This is a genomic window from Pelorhabdus rhamnosifermentans (assembly GCF_018835585.1).
In the GTDB taxonomy this organism is placed as follows: domain Bacteria; phylum Bacillota; class Negativicutes; order UMGS1260; family UMGS1260; genus Pelorhabdus; species Pelorhabdus rhamnosifermentans.
In genome coordinates this window covers 48,663-64,239 of record NZ_JAHGVE010000013.1, presented here as the reverse complement: position 1 = coordinate 64,239, position 15,577 = coordinate 48,663, and the positions used below count along the sequence as shown (strand labels likewise).

Genomic DNA, 15,577 nt, shown 5'->3' with positions numbered 1-15,577 from the left:
AAATATAAAAATGCGTATCACATAAAGTGGTACGCAATTAATGGATATTTTAACGATATTGTTTTAAAATTAGAACTTCAACGCGTCGATTTTTTGCTCTTCCCTCGTCAGTCGAGTTATCGGCAGCCGGACGATATTCGCCGTAACCAGTAGCACTAAACCGCTCAGGTTTTAGTCTCACATCCTCTGCAAGTAAGAACTTCATAAAGTTTAGCGCCCGTTTGGAGCTTAAATCCCAATTAGAAGGAAACTCAGCTGTATGAATAGGAACATTATCCGTATGGCCCGAAATAATCACGGACTGTGGCAAAATTGCCAACATCTTAGCAATAGTACTGCCCCAGCGTTCGGACTCAGGACGCATATCTGCTCGTCCAGATGTAAATAATGCCGTATCTTGTATCCGAATCACTAAACCATCTTCGGTCAAAGAAGTCTGTAATTGACCACCTAAACCATTAATTCTTATGTATTCATCAAGCTTCTTTTTGACATCATTGAGCTGCAACGACTCCATGGCTTGTTTCTTATTTTCCTCAGAAAGAGTGTTCTCAGGAGGCCTCTCGCTTGGTTGTTCCACAATAGCAGCCTCATTATTTAAAATAGACTGACCACCACTAAAAGCAGAGTTAAATGACTGGCTCATCTGTTGAAACTTTTTTTGATCCACTTGGGATGAAGCAAAGAGTACAATAAACAAGGCCAATAACAGTGTCAATATGTCTGAATAAGGAACCAACCAAGTTTCATCGGCATGCTCTTCAGGATGTTTTTCCGGTTTTCTTCTAGCCATAATTAATTACCTTCAGCTTTCGTGTCAAGCATTGCCGCACGCTCTGATTGCGGAATAAAGACAACAAGTTTAGCCTGTAGAGCAATGGGAGAATCTCCGGCTTGAAGCGATAAAACCCCTTCCATAATCATCCGGCGTATTTCCGCTTCTTCAGCTGACAAAGCTTTTAATTTGTTAGCAAAAGGATGCCACATAACGTAACCGGTAAAAATACCTAACAAAGTTGCCACAAAAGCAGCAGCAATAGCATGACCAAGTTTTTCAATATCATTTAAATTACCCAAGGCAGCAATCAACCCGATAACCGCACCAAGTACGCCCAGTGTCGGCGCATACATACCAGCTTGCGCAAAAATCATGGCACCCTCACGGTGACGTTCCTGCATCATATGGATTTCAGCCTCAAGTACATCCTGAATTAATTCTGAATCCATACCATCGACAACCATATGGATAGCATTATTCATAAAAGGATCCTTAATTTCTTCAATACGCCCTTCAAGAGCCAAAATACCTTCTCGTCTAGCCGTTTGCGACAACTGAACAAACAAAGGAAGGAGTTCACTTTTTTCCATCAATTGTTGTTTATAAAAAAGTACTTTTAGCAATTTCGGGAAATTCTTCAACTTAGCCATTGGAAATGCATTCATTAAAGCGGCAAATGTTCCCGCAATGATAATCAAAAAAGCAGCCGGATTAATCAGCGCCGTAATACTGGCACCCTTTAAAACCATGCCTACACCTATTGCCAAAACCCCAACAACCATACCTACAACTGTCGATAGTTCCAAAACTTTTTCCTCCAGTCATCATTGTCACGTTAAATTCATTATCAATGATAAAAATTAACAATACTGCATCTAAAATTGCTTCTGGTCTTCTTTATTCCCTGTTCATACACAAAAATCTTGTAGAATAAAAAAAATGTCACTTTTATAAAAGTTATCGGTTTAATTGTAAGGTTTTCTTCGTCATAAAGTCAACTATATAAGATAAAAATTAGACACTTTTCACTCAAAAATGGACAAATAGTGCCAAAAGGCTCAGTACTTTTTTGTAGAAAAAAGTCATTTTACGCATCGAAAAAAATAATTTCTATTAATTAAATAAGAAGTGGGGGTCAAAATAAAATTTCGCATCCTATTTTTTACACCTTTTCGCTTGTTTGTCTATTTATAAATCTCTGTATTGGCCCAACAAAAATTCTTTTTAAAAATAAACTGCTGTTTTATAATGGAATCCAATATCAAGACACGATTTAGCTGGACCCACATCTGAAACGGGTCATTAGAAGAAGTACTAACCTGCACTTGTTGAATTGTATTGGTTTGCTACACTCCCTTGCTTATCCATGCTTTTTAACATTTCTTGCTTTTTTACCCTAATAACGCCCTTATCTCTTTTTAATTCGGCTTTCAAAATTCCTTCTGTATTATGAAAATTTGTTTGCACATTCGAATCATCTGCGCTTGTGATTAAAACCACTCATTGCTTTCATCTCCCTACTATTTTAATCGGACAAACGCCTTTTAAACTTAAGTAACCCGGGCAAAAAATCATCTTAAATTAACAGGCAAAGACAAAAGCTGTAGCTCAGAATAGCATCCTGAGCTACAGCTTTCGTCAAAAACATAAATTTCCAGAGTCATGAGTTATTAAGATAAAGCCACACGCTTTCCTGTTTATTCAATTCTTCTGATCACAATTAATTCGTATACAACAAGCGCTATGGCATTCTAGACCTTTGGAATATTTCTTCCTGAAAAAATCTCCAACATTTCTTTTTTCAAACGCTGTTTAATTTTTTTCTTTTCACCAGGTAATAATTCTTTTTTTGCTGTACCAAATAAATAATTATCTAAATCAAATTCTTTTAAAATCATCTTAGTGTGAAAAATATTATCTTGATAAACATTCGTATCAATCATTTGATACATGTCTTTCATATCTTTGGCAATATAATTTTGGATGGAATTGATTTTATGATCGATATAAAACTTTTTACCATTAATATCACGCGTAAATCCCCTTACGCGATAATCAATGATACAAATATCCGAACAAAAGCTTTTGATTAAATAATTAAGGGCTTTCAGTGGCGAAATTTGGCCACAAGTAGACACATCAATATCGGCCCGAAAGGTACTGACACCTTGATCTGGATGACTTTCAGGGTAGGTGTGAACAGTAATATGACTTTTATCCAAGTGTGCTACAACAGCATCACTTTTCAATTCGTCATGTTCTGACGTTCCATCAGGTTTCTGATCCACCTTATCTTCTGCAATAAGCATGGTCACGCTGGCACCTTGCGGCTCATAATCCTGCTTGGCAATGTTCAAGATGGTAGCGCCAATAATATTAGCCACCTCTGTCAGAATCACTGTTAATCGCTCGGCATTATACTCTTCATCAATGTATTTAATGTAGTCTTGCCGATGCTCTAACGTCTTTGCATAACAAATATCATACATATTAAAGCTAAGCGTCTTCGTCAGATTATTAAATCCATAAAGTTGTAGTTTCTTTATTCCTTTAATTTCCATTTTTATCTCCTTATATGGTTTTACTAATCAAAAAATCGGACTTTTATCCGTTCATAACGAAGTCCCATGCATTATTTTAATGATAATACAACAAAAATGCAAGTAAAACCTACAAAAAAAGCTTACAAGTAGTTTTTTGCCATATCTGCCAGCAATAAAGCATTTAATGCAATAACTGCAGCCTGCTCCAGTGTATCCACGTCGGTTTAATGGCCCTACCAATGATCATCGAAATCAGTGTATCCAGATATTCAAATTTTAGTTGTTTCTCAAGCAGCGCTAGCAGTTTCCCGATCCTTCTACTCATTTTTTTCTGTACGATCATAGACATTTCCTGTTCCTATTTCATAAAAAACGTCTTCGCGCCAATAAATACTCCCGGCTGACTGACATATATTTTGAATACTATAAAAAAATAGGGCTTACCGCTATTTCCAGCGATAAGCCCTATTCCATATTACTTCACTAAATGACACGCGCAACAATCAAAGGAGTCACTCTTATTTTATTTAGTTTAGAAATTATAAGAAGCCGTAGTACGGAAATTAGTAGTCTTAACTCCACTAGTAATATTTTCAATATCTTTATATAAGAAGTTCAAAGAAGTATCTTTTGTAAATTTATGACCATAGGTATAATATATGCCCTTGGAATTGGAATCCCAAGTAGTCATATCGGTATGGAACTCACCGTTCTGCTCAACCCGGAAAATATTGGCGGAAATGCTGTTCTTATCATCAAATTTATACGATACACCGTAATCAAAAGATTTATTAGCGTTATTCATATCGGTTTGAGCATACTCAGTATAGAAACTGGCCGAACCAAGATTGTAGGCAGCATTGACAGCCCATATGTTACGACTGGTACCATCAGTTGATTTTTCATAGTTATATCTACCCAATGTGGCTCCATAAGTAAAGGCTGGAGTAACTGCATAATCAGCATGAGCAGTATAAATTTTATTTTTACCGGAAGGTCCAAAAATATTATCTTCCTGTACAACTGCTGCTTGGTAGCTAAGCGCGCCGTTCTTGCCCATAGCCGTTACACCATCAGTAAAGAACTGTTTGCCAAGATAACCAGTTGAATCATAGATTAGACCCGTAGCTCCAACAAATAGGGGTTGACGTCCAATCTTATAAGTAGTATCACCCGTTTTGTAGTTAAGACCAAATTGATCAATTGCCGCCACATTTCTTGCATTCGGTCCATAAGCAGCTGTGTTAAAATCTGCCGGACTTTGATTGCTCACATGTTGAACCGCTAACCGACCGTACACACCCCAGCCATTACCTAAATCACTATTGGCATTCAAAAGCAAGGTGGCTTTGTTAGCATTAGAGCTTACTCCAGCTTTATCAATGTCACGGTACTGATAGGCTATGCTACCATCAAGGGTTACTGGGGCTTGAGCAGCAAATACAGCTGAAGTAGAAAGTGCCAGAGCCGTCGCCACGGCTGTTGCAATAAGAGACTTTTTCATCATAATTCCTCCTAAATGTTTTAACATTCAGTGACGCCGCCGTATAAAATCAATGTAAGTTTCCATGTTTCCTTACCTGCTTTTAGCTTTCGAGCACACTGTTTACATATTTCAATACTCTGCCTATTAATTCCGCCGACTTCCCCCTTTCGAATGAACCAAGATGGGCTACAAGACCAATTTACACCCCACGCCAACACTAAATTGGTACAAAAAAAGCTTAAAGGCATCCACGGTTCCCCTTTAAGCTTCTCTGCTCAACATTATGTTAACTTGTAAATTATATTATCATTTACATATATTATTGTCAATCGTTTTTTGAACGAAATAGAACCTGATTTTGTAATTATGTAACCCAAGATTTCTTCGAAGCAAACTTATATGATCTGTGCATCAGCAGGAACCTTTAAAAATTCCACTTCCGGATTACGTTCCATAACCCAATTAAGAGACCATTCGTTATTAACAAGGGCCACAAGACGATCATGAATATCAAATACGAGCATACTGCTTTCCATATTTTTCAGTGTTTTGATCTCAACAGGCCCTGCTTGGGAAGTAAGCCAGCGCGCCACACCATAAGGCAGCCTGTTCATTAATATATCAACGCCATATTCATTTTTCAATCGATATTCCAATACTTCAAATTGCAAGGAACCTACTACACCAACAATAAAAGATTCTACAGAATAGTCACTGGGCCGAAAGACCTGCACAGCCCCTTCCTGCGTGAGCTCTGTCATGCCTTTAATAAACTGTTTGCGTCGCATCGTATCTTTCGGTTGAACCCGCGCAAACTGCTCAGGCGGAAACACAGGAAAGTCACGAAACTGAAGGCGCTCTTTTTCGCCGCAAATGGTATCGCCAATACCAAATACGCCGGGATCAAAAAGGCCCACAATATCTCCGGGATAAGCTTCATCAATCAGGGTACGCTCTTGGGCTAAAAATTGCTGTGGCTGGGCTAACTTTACTGTTTTCCCACTGCGAGCATGATAGACGCTCATACCTCGCGTAAATTTACCGGAACAAATCCGCATAAAAGCCAAGCGATCGCGATGAGCCGGATTCATATTGGCTTGGATTTTAAAAACAAACGCTGAGAAGACGGGATCTGACGGATATATGACACCGCTATCAGCCAAACGCGGTGCTGGAGCTGGCGCTAATTGTAAAAATTCCTCTAAAAAGGGCCGCACACCAAAATTACTCATGGCACTTCCAAAAAACATGGGAGTCAGTTCGCCTTTACGCACCTTATCAAAATCAAAGGTATCGCCAGCCATATCCAAAAGTTCAATATCATCAATAAGCGCTTGATGCACTTCAGCACCTAACAGCGCTTTAAATTCTTCGTCATTCACATTACCCTGTTTAGACGGCAACACTGTAGTACCATGGGCACCGCTTTTTTCAAACAATTCCACTTGGGCTAATTGCCGATTATAAACCCCTACGTAGCTGCCTTCTACTCCAATAGGCCAATTCATGGGATATGCCCGAATGCCTAGTACCTGTTCAATTTCCTCCATTAAATCAAAAGGGTTCTTACCAAAACGGTCGAGTTTATTCACAAAAGTAAATACAGGAATACCCCGTTGCTTACAAACATAAAAAAGTTTTTTTGTCTGTTCTTCTACGCCCTTAGCAACGTCAATCAGCATAACAGCGCTATCAGCAGCCATGAGTGTCCGGTAGGTATCTTCACTAAAATCTTGATGGCCCGGTGTATCTAAAATGTTGATGCGAAATCCATCATAATCAAACTGTAATACACTGGACGTAACAGAAATACCTCTTTGTTTTTCTATTTCCATCCAATCCGATACAGCATGTTTTTGAGCTTTTCTGGCTTTTACCGAACCCGCCAGATGAATGGCGCCCCCATAAAGCAGTAATTTTTCCGTTAATGTTGTTTTTCCGGCGTCAGGATGGGAGATGATTGCAAAAGTACGCCGCTTATTTATTTCTTCCACTAGGGATGACATGAATAGCCTCCTATAATTCAATCAGATAAATTCTCCTAAAATTCATTTACGACTTGTTTAAACAAAATGATACTAAGTATTATAAAGTAGATCATACCAGAATATCCAACCTTAAGCAACACCACCATCTCGCCCCTACAATACGTTCATGAGTGTATCGACGACATTTTTCGGCAAAGCCAAGTTGGTCTCAAACTCAACGACTCCGGCCCGAGTTGTCGCACCTTTAACAACAAGCTCATCAAGTGGTCGATACCCCATGATCTCGATACCGGCAAGCTTTGAACGGGACAGAGCTTGATGAAAATCAACTGTCACCATATTACCACGAAAATCCAACGCTAAATCAGACCCCACATCAATCGGGCCAGCCAGTTTTGTCACCATAGCCATACTCATATGAGAAAAAATAAACGACATAAGGGGCCTGTCAGGCAAGGTTTTATCTTCAATATATAGTTTCATCACAGAATGATCTTTGTCATGCTCAAACTGCTTTATTTGACAAGTCATCTCCACCGTGCCTACAGAATCTGTACGCAAATGAACTTTAAATTTATTACCATCTAAAGAAGTTAAGGTAAACTCTTTCACCTTGCTTGAATCACCTATGGCTTGTTGAAGATATTGATTAAGCACAGCATCAGGCACAGCAATATTTCCTTGTTCCAAATCGGCCACAGTCTGGCGATCCCATACTTCCCGCAGTGTACTAAGCATGCGCGACATATCCCCAAAAGAAGAGCCAAGATCCCACGCCTTCACACTTTCCTCAACATGTACAATCATTACAGGCATATCCATTATGAAGTCTCCTTTTTCATTTCTCCGCAATCAAACTGCTCTTTACTATTATAGTAAGCTTTTCCCCTAATGAAAAGCTGCTTTTCGACAAAAAAATAAGCAAACTGTCGTCTGCCTATTTGTTCATTCCCATATTTTCTTTGAAAAAAGCAATATTTTCCTGAGAAACAAGGGCTCGATCATTATCAATCGTGATCATATGATAAGAATCATGAAGTAAAACTTTACGAATAGGGGCTGAGCCAGCATGGTTTTCCACATACTCAGCATTTTTAATACTGGCTGTATCATCTTCCATGGCATGAAGCAACAAAAGCGGAGATTGTATCTGAGGCAAATGTCGTTTCACTTGATTAATGAGTTGAAAATTTTGATTCATGACCACACCAGGAACTTCATCATAGACAAGTGTTTTTGTATTGCTAGCCACGAGTTTTCGTAACCGCTCATTTTTTATGCCATAAGGCGGCCGTTCCGTAAAAGAGTAATAATACTTAAGCGGTGTATAATAAGCAAGGGGAATCAAAAAGGAATACCAGGGAATGGTCCAACCATCATAAAACAGCGTTGTAGACATGAGCGAAACAGCAGGTATTTCTTTAAATTCGTGAGCCAATTCCAAGGATAGAACAGCTCCCATACATAAGCCGGCTACGCCCACCTTACGATGCTTTTGTTTTAATTCAAGGTAGCGTTCGCGCGCTCTGCCATACCAATCCTGCCACTTCGTTTGTTTCAATCTCGCTAGTGTTTCACTATGACCGGGCAGACAGGGAGCTGAAACAGTAAATCCCGCTTTATTTAATTTTTCTGCTAAAAATTTCATTTCATAGGGATTTCCTGTGAGGCCATGAATAAGCAATACAGCCTCTTCACCACCAGACAATTCAATATCATATTGATTCATTTATTATTCTCACCATCTTTATTTATTGCCTTAAAACACAATCAAAAAAAGCAAACAAAACCGCCCCTATCAAAAGCTAGCGGTGATTCTGCCTACTATTAAATTTACTGAGGGCACAATGCCCTCAGTAAATAATGAATCATAAATATATCAGTGTCCTAGCCGTTTCAGCAAAGCTTCAAACAACTGAATAAATAAGTCTATTTCTTCATAAGTAATGAGCAGCGACGGCGCCAAAGTAAAGACATTTTTATAATAGCCGCCAATATCAAGAACAAGACCATACTTCTTACCATTAACTTCAATATCACCCTTCATAGCTTCATCCACAATGGCATCAGCCAAGGTCTTGTCAGGTGCAAACCCATCCGTCTTGGTCATTTCAATACGCAACGCCAATCCAAGTCCATCGACATCACCAATCACATTATGGCGTGTTTTAAGTTCGCGTAATTTTTTCAGCAAATAGGCGCCTTTTTCAGTAACATTCTTCTCCATATCATGTTTTTTACAATAGGCTAACGTCGCTAGTCCGGCCGCCGTTCCTAACGTATTACTTGCAAAAGTAGAATGCGTCGATCCTGGCGGGAACTTCTCTGGATTAATCATATCTTCTTTAGCCCACATGCCTGAAATTGGATTCAAACCGTTCGTAAGAGCCTTGCCAAAGACAATGACATCCGGATCAATATTAAAGTGCTCTGTTGACCACAGCTTACCTGTCCGATAGAAGCCCATTTGAATCTCATCAGCTACAAGTAAAATATTATGCCGTTTTAAAATGGCCTGCAATTTACTGAAGTATTCCTTAGGCGGAATAATATAACCACCTGTAGCCTGGACAGGTTCCACATAGAAAGCGGCAAACTCAGCTTCATTCACCTTCGGATCAAGCACGCCATAGTATTCCGTTTCAAAAAGTTTTTCAAACTGTTTAATACATTCATAACCGCAAGTACCCGGTTTCTTACCATAGAAACAGCGATAGCAATAAGGATAAGGAATAAAATTAGCCCTGTTGCCAAAATGCCCATAGCGGCGACGATAACGGAAGCTACTGGTAATCTCCGATACAGCCAGTGTACGGCCATGGTAACCGCCCATAAATGCAAACATCGATGATTTGCCATGTGTATAATTACGAACAAGTTTCAGACTATCTTCAACAGCCTGTGCACCACCCACATTGAAATGAACGCGGCCCTTGGAACCAAACCGTTTTTCCGTCTCTTTTACAATTTCATAAGATAACATAATTTTTTCCTTGTGCAAATACTGGCAAGCCAGTTGCGGCAATTTTTCCATTTGAGCCTGATGGCCTGCTTCAATTTCGGCATTTTTATAGCCAAAGTTTACAGCAGAATACCACATTTGCATGTCCAAATAAGGCTTGTCTTCCCGGTCAAACAACCATGATCCTTCACAATGATCGAAAATCTTGGCTGGATCAATGTAGTGTACCGTATCTCCATAAGAACAACATTTTGATTCAATTTCGAGTAATTGCTCATCATTCATTTCGTCCCAATTCATAATAATAGCCTCGTTTCATTTTAATATAATCTATTATGCAATGACATTTTTTTCAATCCGCTGTTTACGCAGATTGATCATAATATCTTGAAAATCAGTATAAACACAATGAGGTATGTTTTCTTGTATACAATAATCGACTAATTTCGCCTTGGCATAAACAAAATCAGCTGCACCAGCCAAACAGAAATCACTTTGACCGTCACCAATGAGATAGACAGGCAATCCTTGTGCAGCTTGCTCAGCAGTGCGACATTTACATGTTCCTGATGTACAATGATCATAAGAATAAGGATAGGCAGTCACTAATTTTTTATTTGCTTCCTTCAATTCATTGGCAAAAACGGGTAGTCCCTGTAATCCATTTTTGGCCAAAATATGATCAATCAATACTTGAAAACCATCACTGATAATGGCAAATGGAATTTGCGCTTGCTGCAACTGCCGCACAAATTCGATAAATGTAGCATCAATTTCGATGTGTTCCACAAAAGCCAAAATTTCTTCTAAAGGTGCTTTAATCAAGGCGAGTTGTTTGCTCAGACATTCCTTAGAACCTATCTTTCCTTGCTGCCATAGCTGTTCAATTTCCAGCCATTTAGGCGGAGCAAACGCTTCAAGTACCGCATCTGTCACATCAAACTCGGCAATGGTACCATCAAAGTCAATGGCCAAAAAATAATCCATACAGTGAACTCCATTCCAAAAATTCACGAACATTTCTAACAAAATAGCTCGATCATTTTATTAAATTAATACAAGTATAGCACATTCCTAACTAGTGGGAAACTAAGGAAATCTCATTTTAAGCAAATTGTTAACATTTTGTCATATATTTTCCTAAAAGCATGACCAACTTTCGACAATTCTCTGTACTATCAAACAAGCCTGATCAATATCCGCTATTTCATGCATAGCCCCGACAAGATTGGATTTTAATGCTACAGACCCGCGAAATTCATTCAATAGCTTCAGACATTTTTGAAGCGCTAGGACCATCCCCTTGTCTAACAAATAAGCTGCCACACCATTGCCGCCTTGTTCTAGATCCATGACTTCAAAAGTTTTATTGTGTGCCGAAAAGCCTACCGTAAGATCATGAACACTCACACCTGCTGCCGAAGCTAAAAATTCTGTCAAAGCGGTTTGAAAAAGCGAAGTCATTTCGCGCAAGCAAAGATCTTCCTGCGACGTTAACAAAAAGGGGATTTTCCACATCCAGCCCAGAGTCACCCTATCTTGCCATAAGATTTCACGGCGCGGAAGCTGTTCAATCGTTACCTGACGATGAGGCAGACGGACTTTCCTGTATGCTACGACGCTTTGTCTAAGACGCCACTGACCATACACAAGAGTTGACGGCACCCAATAAGGTGGACACAGGATTTTCAGCAACTGCACTTGACTATGACAGATACCCCTTGTTAAAACAGCTCGCTTGGCAGGCACCGCATCAATACGTTTAATTTGATCTACTTGAATGCCTCGACCAGATTGAATAGCAAGTACTGTCCCCGCTTCATTACGATAAGCAATAACGCGCCAGTAATTGTTCTGATGATCCAGATAGGTTGCACCCAAATGAGCATCTCTCATAAGGGCGCTGCGATCAAGCAGTGCGATCCCCTCATGGGTTGAGACACATACAAGAGGCACTTTATCCTGGTCCACGCTCCCTCGAAATCCCCAATACGGCCAAAAAGGCTGCGTAAAATCAAGAAAACCGCAAAGTGAAGTCAATCGCTGCTTTATTTCACTACTAGATGGATTCTCACCATAATAAATCTGCAGTGCCTGTTGACATGCAATTGTAGTTATCGCAGAAAATTCTTTTTGAGCCTGCCTGAGTTCCTTGTAAAGAGCTGCCATACTCTTTAGCTTAACCCACTCCAAATGAATCGGTAAGAAAAACTTCTGTCCAGATGAAACTGTAAATAATTCCGTTACATCTTGTCGCTTCTGTTCATCGTATAAAGAAGTAGAAAGACTGACTATGACCAATCCAGGTTTGTCTTGTCGACGTCCGACTCGCCCGATTTGTTGCAAAAAAGCAGCCTGCTGGTCCGGGAGGCTGGGTATCAAACAAATATCAAGACCTTCAATATCCACGCCAAGTTCTAAAGCATTCGTCGCAATAATCGTAACAGGAACATTCTCAGACAAACGAAAAGCTTTTTCCAATTTACGACGCTCAGGCAGAGGCAAGTCAGCATCATAAATAACAGCATGACCCCCTGCCTGCGCAAGCCGCTGTTTAAGAAGACGACTGGAATATTTACTTGGCGAAAAATAGACTGCTTTGTGACAACAAAAAAATTTCTTCATAAGAAGCGAATCAAGAGCGGGCCGACCAAGTTGTTTATCATAGAACAAAACTAGACGACACAGCGCCGCTTGAGGGGGATGGGCCAAACGTTCTTCCGCCTCATCCCAATTAATAAGCTCCACTTTCTGATGAATAGCATCTGTTTGCTGAACAATCTCATCAGGAGAAACAGAGAGCAGCATCGCTGCAAAATTTTTGGCCGCCGGTAAAGTGGCTGACGCCAAAAACATCTGCGGCATTTTCTGCCCCAGAACGTTTTTGAAAACACCGATTCTTTTTAATAAATAGGCGACTTGAGCGCCAAAAAGCCCCTGGTATTGATGAGCTTCATCAAGTACCACCCCTTGTAATCGGGCCGCAAAACGAATATCACGACGAAGTAACGAATAGTGAACCTTATCAATCGTCGCAATACGCAGACGTGCTTGCTGAAAAGCCCTACTTTTTTCATGCGCAGCCATAGCGGAATCGACCTTGCCACTCCCTTTCCATACTGACCAATCAATGGCCGCCCCGTCAATAATTAAACGACCGCTATAAGCAAGACCCGACTCAGAAACCACACAATCTGAGGATATTTCCTGCAATCTCACCGTCTGCCCCCATAACAATGCCTGAGTAGGGAAACACACCAGTGCAGTGGCCTTCGAATCTGTCACAAGCTTATGAACAATCCAAGCCCAGAAGCATAAACTTTTTCCAGATCCCGTAGAACTTGTTAACAAAATATGCTTTTCTTGTTGCAGTGCTGCACACAAAACCTGCTGTTGATGAATAAAAATACCATTTTTCACTGTCCTGGGTTCATAGGCGGCAATAAATTGTTGCATGGCCTTAGGAAGGCCACTACTCTGCAAAGGTATTGTTTGAGCAAAAGGCATAGTCAAACACACAGCCTGTTTAAGCCAAAATTCCGGCGAGTGTTGCCTCAGGCTATGCAACATCCGCCATAAATGAGTCGTCTGCTGCCGCTTAAAAAATTTTCCCCACTTAAACATTGCCATCGCCAGCTTTTTAATTCCTGCTTACATTAACTGTACGACACTCAACCCGTTATCGTTCATTTCTATGTTACAAATAAATCCCTTTGCTTTATTATGACATTTACTTCTTCGTAAAACACAGCTTTCCTTGTTGACAATAGAAAAAAACGCCAACACAGCCTTTCTTACAGCCAACAGATACAGAAATCGTATTACGATAATTACAAGTCAAGCAGAATGGTGGATTCTTACATTAAAAAAGCCCCTAGCACGAGGCTAGAGGCAGAGGTTGGGCAATATAACAAGATTAGTCAGGATCAATTATGGCAATATCTCCTTCTTCACCTGTACGAATGCGCACAGCATTGTCCAGTGAGTAAACAAATATTTTTCCATCTCCCACTTCACCCGTACGACAAATACGTTTGGCTGTTTCCACTACAAGTTCCACCGGGATCTCACAAATAACTGTTTCTAATTTGATATTAGGAACCAAATTAATATTATAGGCTTTGCCACGATAGATTTCTTGATGGCCCTTGGTCAACCCACAGCCAAAAACCTGAGTCACTGTCATTCCTGCCACACCAATGGCATTCAAAGCTTCCTTTAATTCTTCCAATTTGCTTGGCCGGGTAATAATCTCAATTTTTGTTAACTTTCTCATGAGAGCCTCCTCTAATAACCGAATTATCGCCTTGCAGTTATGCTAACGTCGTCTTTGCAACAACCTGCTCATCTTGAGCAGACTGGACTGCAAAAGGAATAGCTGATCCACCCACAAGATCTTGATAAGCATAACCACGCTCACCATGTTCGGAAATGTCGAGTCCGACTATCTCTTCTTTATCATCAGCTCGCAATGTTACAAATAAGCCAATGCCTTTCAATATAATAAATGTCATAACAGCGGCGAATACCCAGCTCACTGCAACACCCTCAAACTGTATAAAAAATTGAGCTCCATTGCCATAAAACAATCCATCGGCCCCTGCGGGATTAACAGCGCTTGTAGCAAATAATCCTGTAGCTAAAGCCCCCCACGTACCACCAACACCATGGACGCCAAAAGCATCTAGAGCATCATCATAACCAAGCTTTGCTTTGGCAATACTAACAGCGAAGAAGCAAAGTGAACCTGAAACAAGCCCAATAATAATGGAAGAAAGAGGTGTAACAAATCCTGACGCAGGCGTAATGGCTACAAGTCCCGCCACACAACCACTAGCTGCCCCGAGTACAGTGGGTTTACCGTGAACAAACCACTCTGTTAATGTCCAAGACAAAGCCGCTGCCGCTGCTGCTGTATTTGTAACAAGAAAAGCAAGAGCTGCTAAACCATTGGCACTTAAAGCACTGCCCGCATTAAATCCAAACCATCCAAACCATAAAAGTGCTGCACCTAGTACCGTCATAGGCAAATGATGCGGCAACATAATGTCGCGCCCATAGCCACGACGTTTACCAATCATAAGTGCCACAACAAGCCCTGACACACCGGATAAAATATGAACAACCGTACCACCAGCAAAATCCAGAACGCCAAGTTCTCGTAACCAGCCACCTGTTCCCCATACCCAGTGGGCTACAGGATCATAGACGAGTGTTGCCCAAACAAGTGTAAAGATCACAAAAGCCGGAAATTTCATTCTTTCAGCAAAAGACCCTGTAATTAAAGCTGGTGTAATGACAGCAAACATGGCCTGAAATACAACGAAAGCATAATGAGGAATCGTCGCTGCATAATCGGCATTAGGGTCCATCCCTACACCAACTAATCCCAACCAGTCTAAATTACCAATAAGATGATTCACATCAGGACCGAATGCCAAGGTATAACCAAGAAGTACCCATTGCACGGAAATAAGACCGACAATAATAAAGCTTTGCATAATTGTGCTTAAGGCATTCTTCGTTCTCACCATGCCTCCATAAAAGAAGGCGAGTCCAGGGGTCATCAGCATAACTAACGCCGCGCTGACTAATACAAACGCCGTATCACCTGTATCCACCTTGGCTGCATCTGCCACAGCCGCTACTGGAGTTGCCTCATCGGCAAAAGCTACAGGCAAGATGATCGCACTAAAAAGTAAACATAAAATTAAAATAGTCCAACCCTTTTTCATCTTCAATCCCATCCTTTGCCAGATAATTTTCACTGCTAAGGCAATACCCTGTTCTTGCTCAGAAAATAAAAATAGCCCTCGTACA

The 15,577-nt window shown here is 40.5% G+C and carries 14 protein-coding genes; all 14 read right to left on the bottom strand.

Going from position 1 to position 15,577, the window contains the following annotated elements; translation table 11 throughout:
• Positions 1-49: 49 nt before the first annotated feature.
• The 14 genes from motB to Ga0466249_RS15490 all read right to left on the bottom strand — a co-directional run bounded on the left by motB (position 50) and on the right by Ga0466249_RS15490 (position 15,492).
• Entirely contained in the window at positions 50-793 is a 744-nt protein-coding gene (gene motB, locus Ga0466249_RS15555) for a flagellar motor protein MotB (RefSeq protein ID WP_215830394.1), read from the bottom strand.
• 2 nt (positions 794-795) lie between these two features.
• On the bottom strand, positions 796-1,584 hold the full coding sequence (gene motA / locus Ga0466249_RS15550; protein WP_215830393.1) for a flagellar motor stator protein MotA: 789 nt from the start codon (positions 1,582-1,584) through the stop codon (positions 796-798).
• Positions 1,585-2,092: 508 nt separating this feature from the next.
• Positions 2,093-2,278 carry a hypothetical protein gene (locus Ga0466249_RS15545; RefSeq protein ID WP_215830392.1) on the bottom strand — a complete coding sequence of 62 codons (186 nt, stop codon included), beginning with the start codon at positions 2,276-2,278 and terminating at the stop codon, positions 2,093-2,095.
• Positions 2,279-2,529: 251 nt separating this feature from the next.
• On the bottom strand, positions 2,530-3,339 hold the full coding sequence (gene speD, locus Ga0466249_RS15540; RefSeq protein ID WP_215830391.1) for an adenosylmethionine decarboxylase: 810 nt from the start codon (positions 3,337-3,339) through the stop codon (positions 2,530-2,532).
• Positions 3,340-3,853: 514 nt separating this feature from the next.
• Entirely contained in the window at positions 3,854-4,828 is a 975-nt protein-coding gene (locus Ga0466249_RS15535; protein WP_215830390.1) for a porin, read from the bottom strand.
• Positions 4,829-4,845: 17 nt separating this feature from the next.
• Positions 4,846-5,055 (bottom strand): hypothetical protein, encoded by a 210-nt coding sequence (locus Ga0466249_RS15530; protein ID WP_215830389.1) that lies wholly within the window; start codon positions 5,053-5,055, stop codon positions 4,846-4,848.
• Between the two features lie 147 nt (positions 5,056-5,202).
• Positions 5,203-6,813 (bottom strand): peptide chain release factor 3, encoded by a 1,611-nt coding sequence (locus Ga0466249_RS15525; RefSeq protein WP_215830388.1) that lies wholly within the window; start codon positions 6,811-6,813, stop codon positions 5,203-5,205.
• Positions 6,814-6,948: 135 nt separating this feature from the next.
• Positions 6,949-7,617 (bottom strand): hypothetical protein, encoded by a 669-nt coding sequence (locus tag Ga0466249_RS15520; protein WP_215830387.1) that lies wholly within the window; start codon positions 7,615-7,617, stop codon positions 6,949-6,951.
• A 115-nt stretch (positions 7,618-7,732) separates the two neighbouring features.
• Entirely contained in the window at positions 7,733-8,524 is a 792-nt protein-coding gene (locus tag Ga0466249_RS15515) for an alpha/beta hydrolase (RefSeq protein ID WP_215830386.1), read from the bottom strand.
• Between the two features lie 150 nt (positions 8,525-8,674).
• Positions 8,675-10,057: an aspartate aminotransferase family protein gene (locus Ga0466249_RS15510; RefSeq protein ID WP_215830385.1), complete on the bottom strand. Its 1,383-nt coding sequence runs from the start codon at positions 10,055-10,057 to the stop codon at positions 8,675-8,677.
• A gap of 33 nt (positions 10,058-10,090) precedes the next feature.
• A complete protein-coding gene (locus Ga0466249_RS15505; protein WP_215830384.1) occupies positions 10,091-10,744 on the bottom strand; it encodes an MtnX-like HAD-IB family phosphatase in 654 nt (217 codons plus the stop codon).
• 153 nt (positions 10,745-10,897) lie between these two features.
• The gene (locus Ga0466249_RS15500) at positions 10,898-13,387 is read right to left on the bottom strand and encodes a DEAD/DEAH box helicase (RefSeq protein ID WP_215830383.1); all 2,490 of its coding nucleotides are present in this window, start codon (positions 13,385-13,387) and stop codon (positions 10,898-10,900) included.
• 286 nt (positions 13,388-13,673) lie between these two features.
• Positions 13,674-14,033: a P-II family nitrogen regulator gene (locus Ga0466249_RS15495; RefSeq protein WP_215830382.1), complete on the bottom strand. Its 360-nt coding sequence runs from the start codon at positions 14,031-14,033 to the stop codon at positions 13,674-13,676.
• Positions 14,034-14,070: 37 nt separating this feature from the next.
• Entirely contained in the window at positions 14,071-15,492 is a 1,422-nt protein-coding gene (locus Ga0466249_RS15490; RefSeq protein WP_281422655.1) for an ammonium transporter, read from the bottom strand.
• Positions 15,493-15,577: the final 85 nt, after the last annotated feature.

What these genes read in the sequence shown, in the direction of transcription:
- motB (WP_215830394.1), bottom strand. Translation starts at nt 793, where the DNA reads ATGGCTAGAAGAAAACCGGAAAAACATCCTGAAGAGCATGCCGATGAA.
- speD (WP_215830391.1), bottom strand. Translation starts at nt 3,339, where the DNA reads ATGGAAATTAAAGGAATAAAGAAACTACAACTTTATGGATTTAATAAT.
- Ga0466249_RS15535 (WP_215830390.1), bottom strand. Translation starts at nt 4,828, where the DNA reads ATGATGAAAAAGTCTCTTATTGCAACAGCCGTGGCGACGGCTCTGGCA.
- Ga0466249_RS15530 (WP_215830389.1), bottom strand. Translation starts at nt 5,055, where the DNA reads ATGCCTTTAAGCTTTTTTTGTACCAATTTAGTGTTGGCGTGGGGTGTA.
- Ga0466249_RS15525 (WP_215830388.1), bottom strand. Translation starts at nt 6,813, where the DNA reads ATGTCATCCCTAGTGGAAGAAATAAATAAGCGGCGTACTTTTGCAATC.
- Ga0466249_RS15520 (WP_215830387.1), bottom strand. Translation starts at nt 7,617, where the DNA reads ATGGATATGCCTGTAATGATTGTACATGTTGAGGAAAGTGTGAAGGCG.
- Ga0466249_RS15515 (WP_215830386.1), bottom strand. Translation starts at nt 8,524, where the DNA reads ATGAATCAATATGATATTGAATTGTCTGGTGGTGAAGAGGCTGTATTG.
- Ga0466249_RS15510 (WP_215830385.1), bottom strand. Translation starts at nt 10,057, where the DNA reads ATGAATTGGGACGAAATGAATGATGAGCAATTACTCGAAATTGAATCA.
- Ga0466249_RS15505 (WP_215830384.1), bottom strand. Translation starts at nt 10,744, where the DNA reads ATGGATTATTTTTTGGCCATTGACTTTGATGGTACCATTGCCGAGTTT.
- Ga0466249_RS15500 (WP_215830383.1), bottom strand. Translation starts at nt 13,387, where the DNA reads ATGGCAATGTTTAAGTGGGGAAAATTTTTTAAGCGGCAGCAGACGACT.
- Ga0466249_RS15495 (WP_215830382.1), bottom strand. Translation starts at nt 14,033, where the DNA reads ATGAGAAAGTTAACAAAAATTGAGATTATTACCCGGCCAAGCAAATTG.
- Ga0466249_RS15490 (WP_281422655.1), bottom strand. Translation starts at nt 15,492, where the DNA reads ATGAAAAAGGGTTGGACTATTTTAATTTTATGTTTACTTTTTAGTGCG.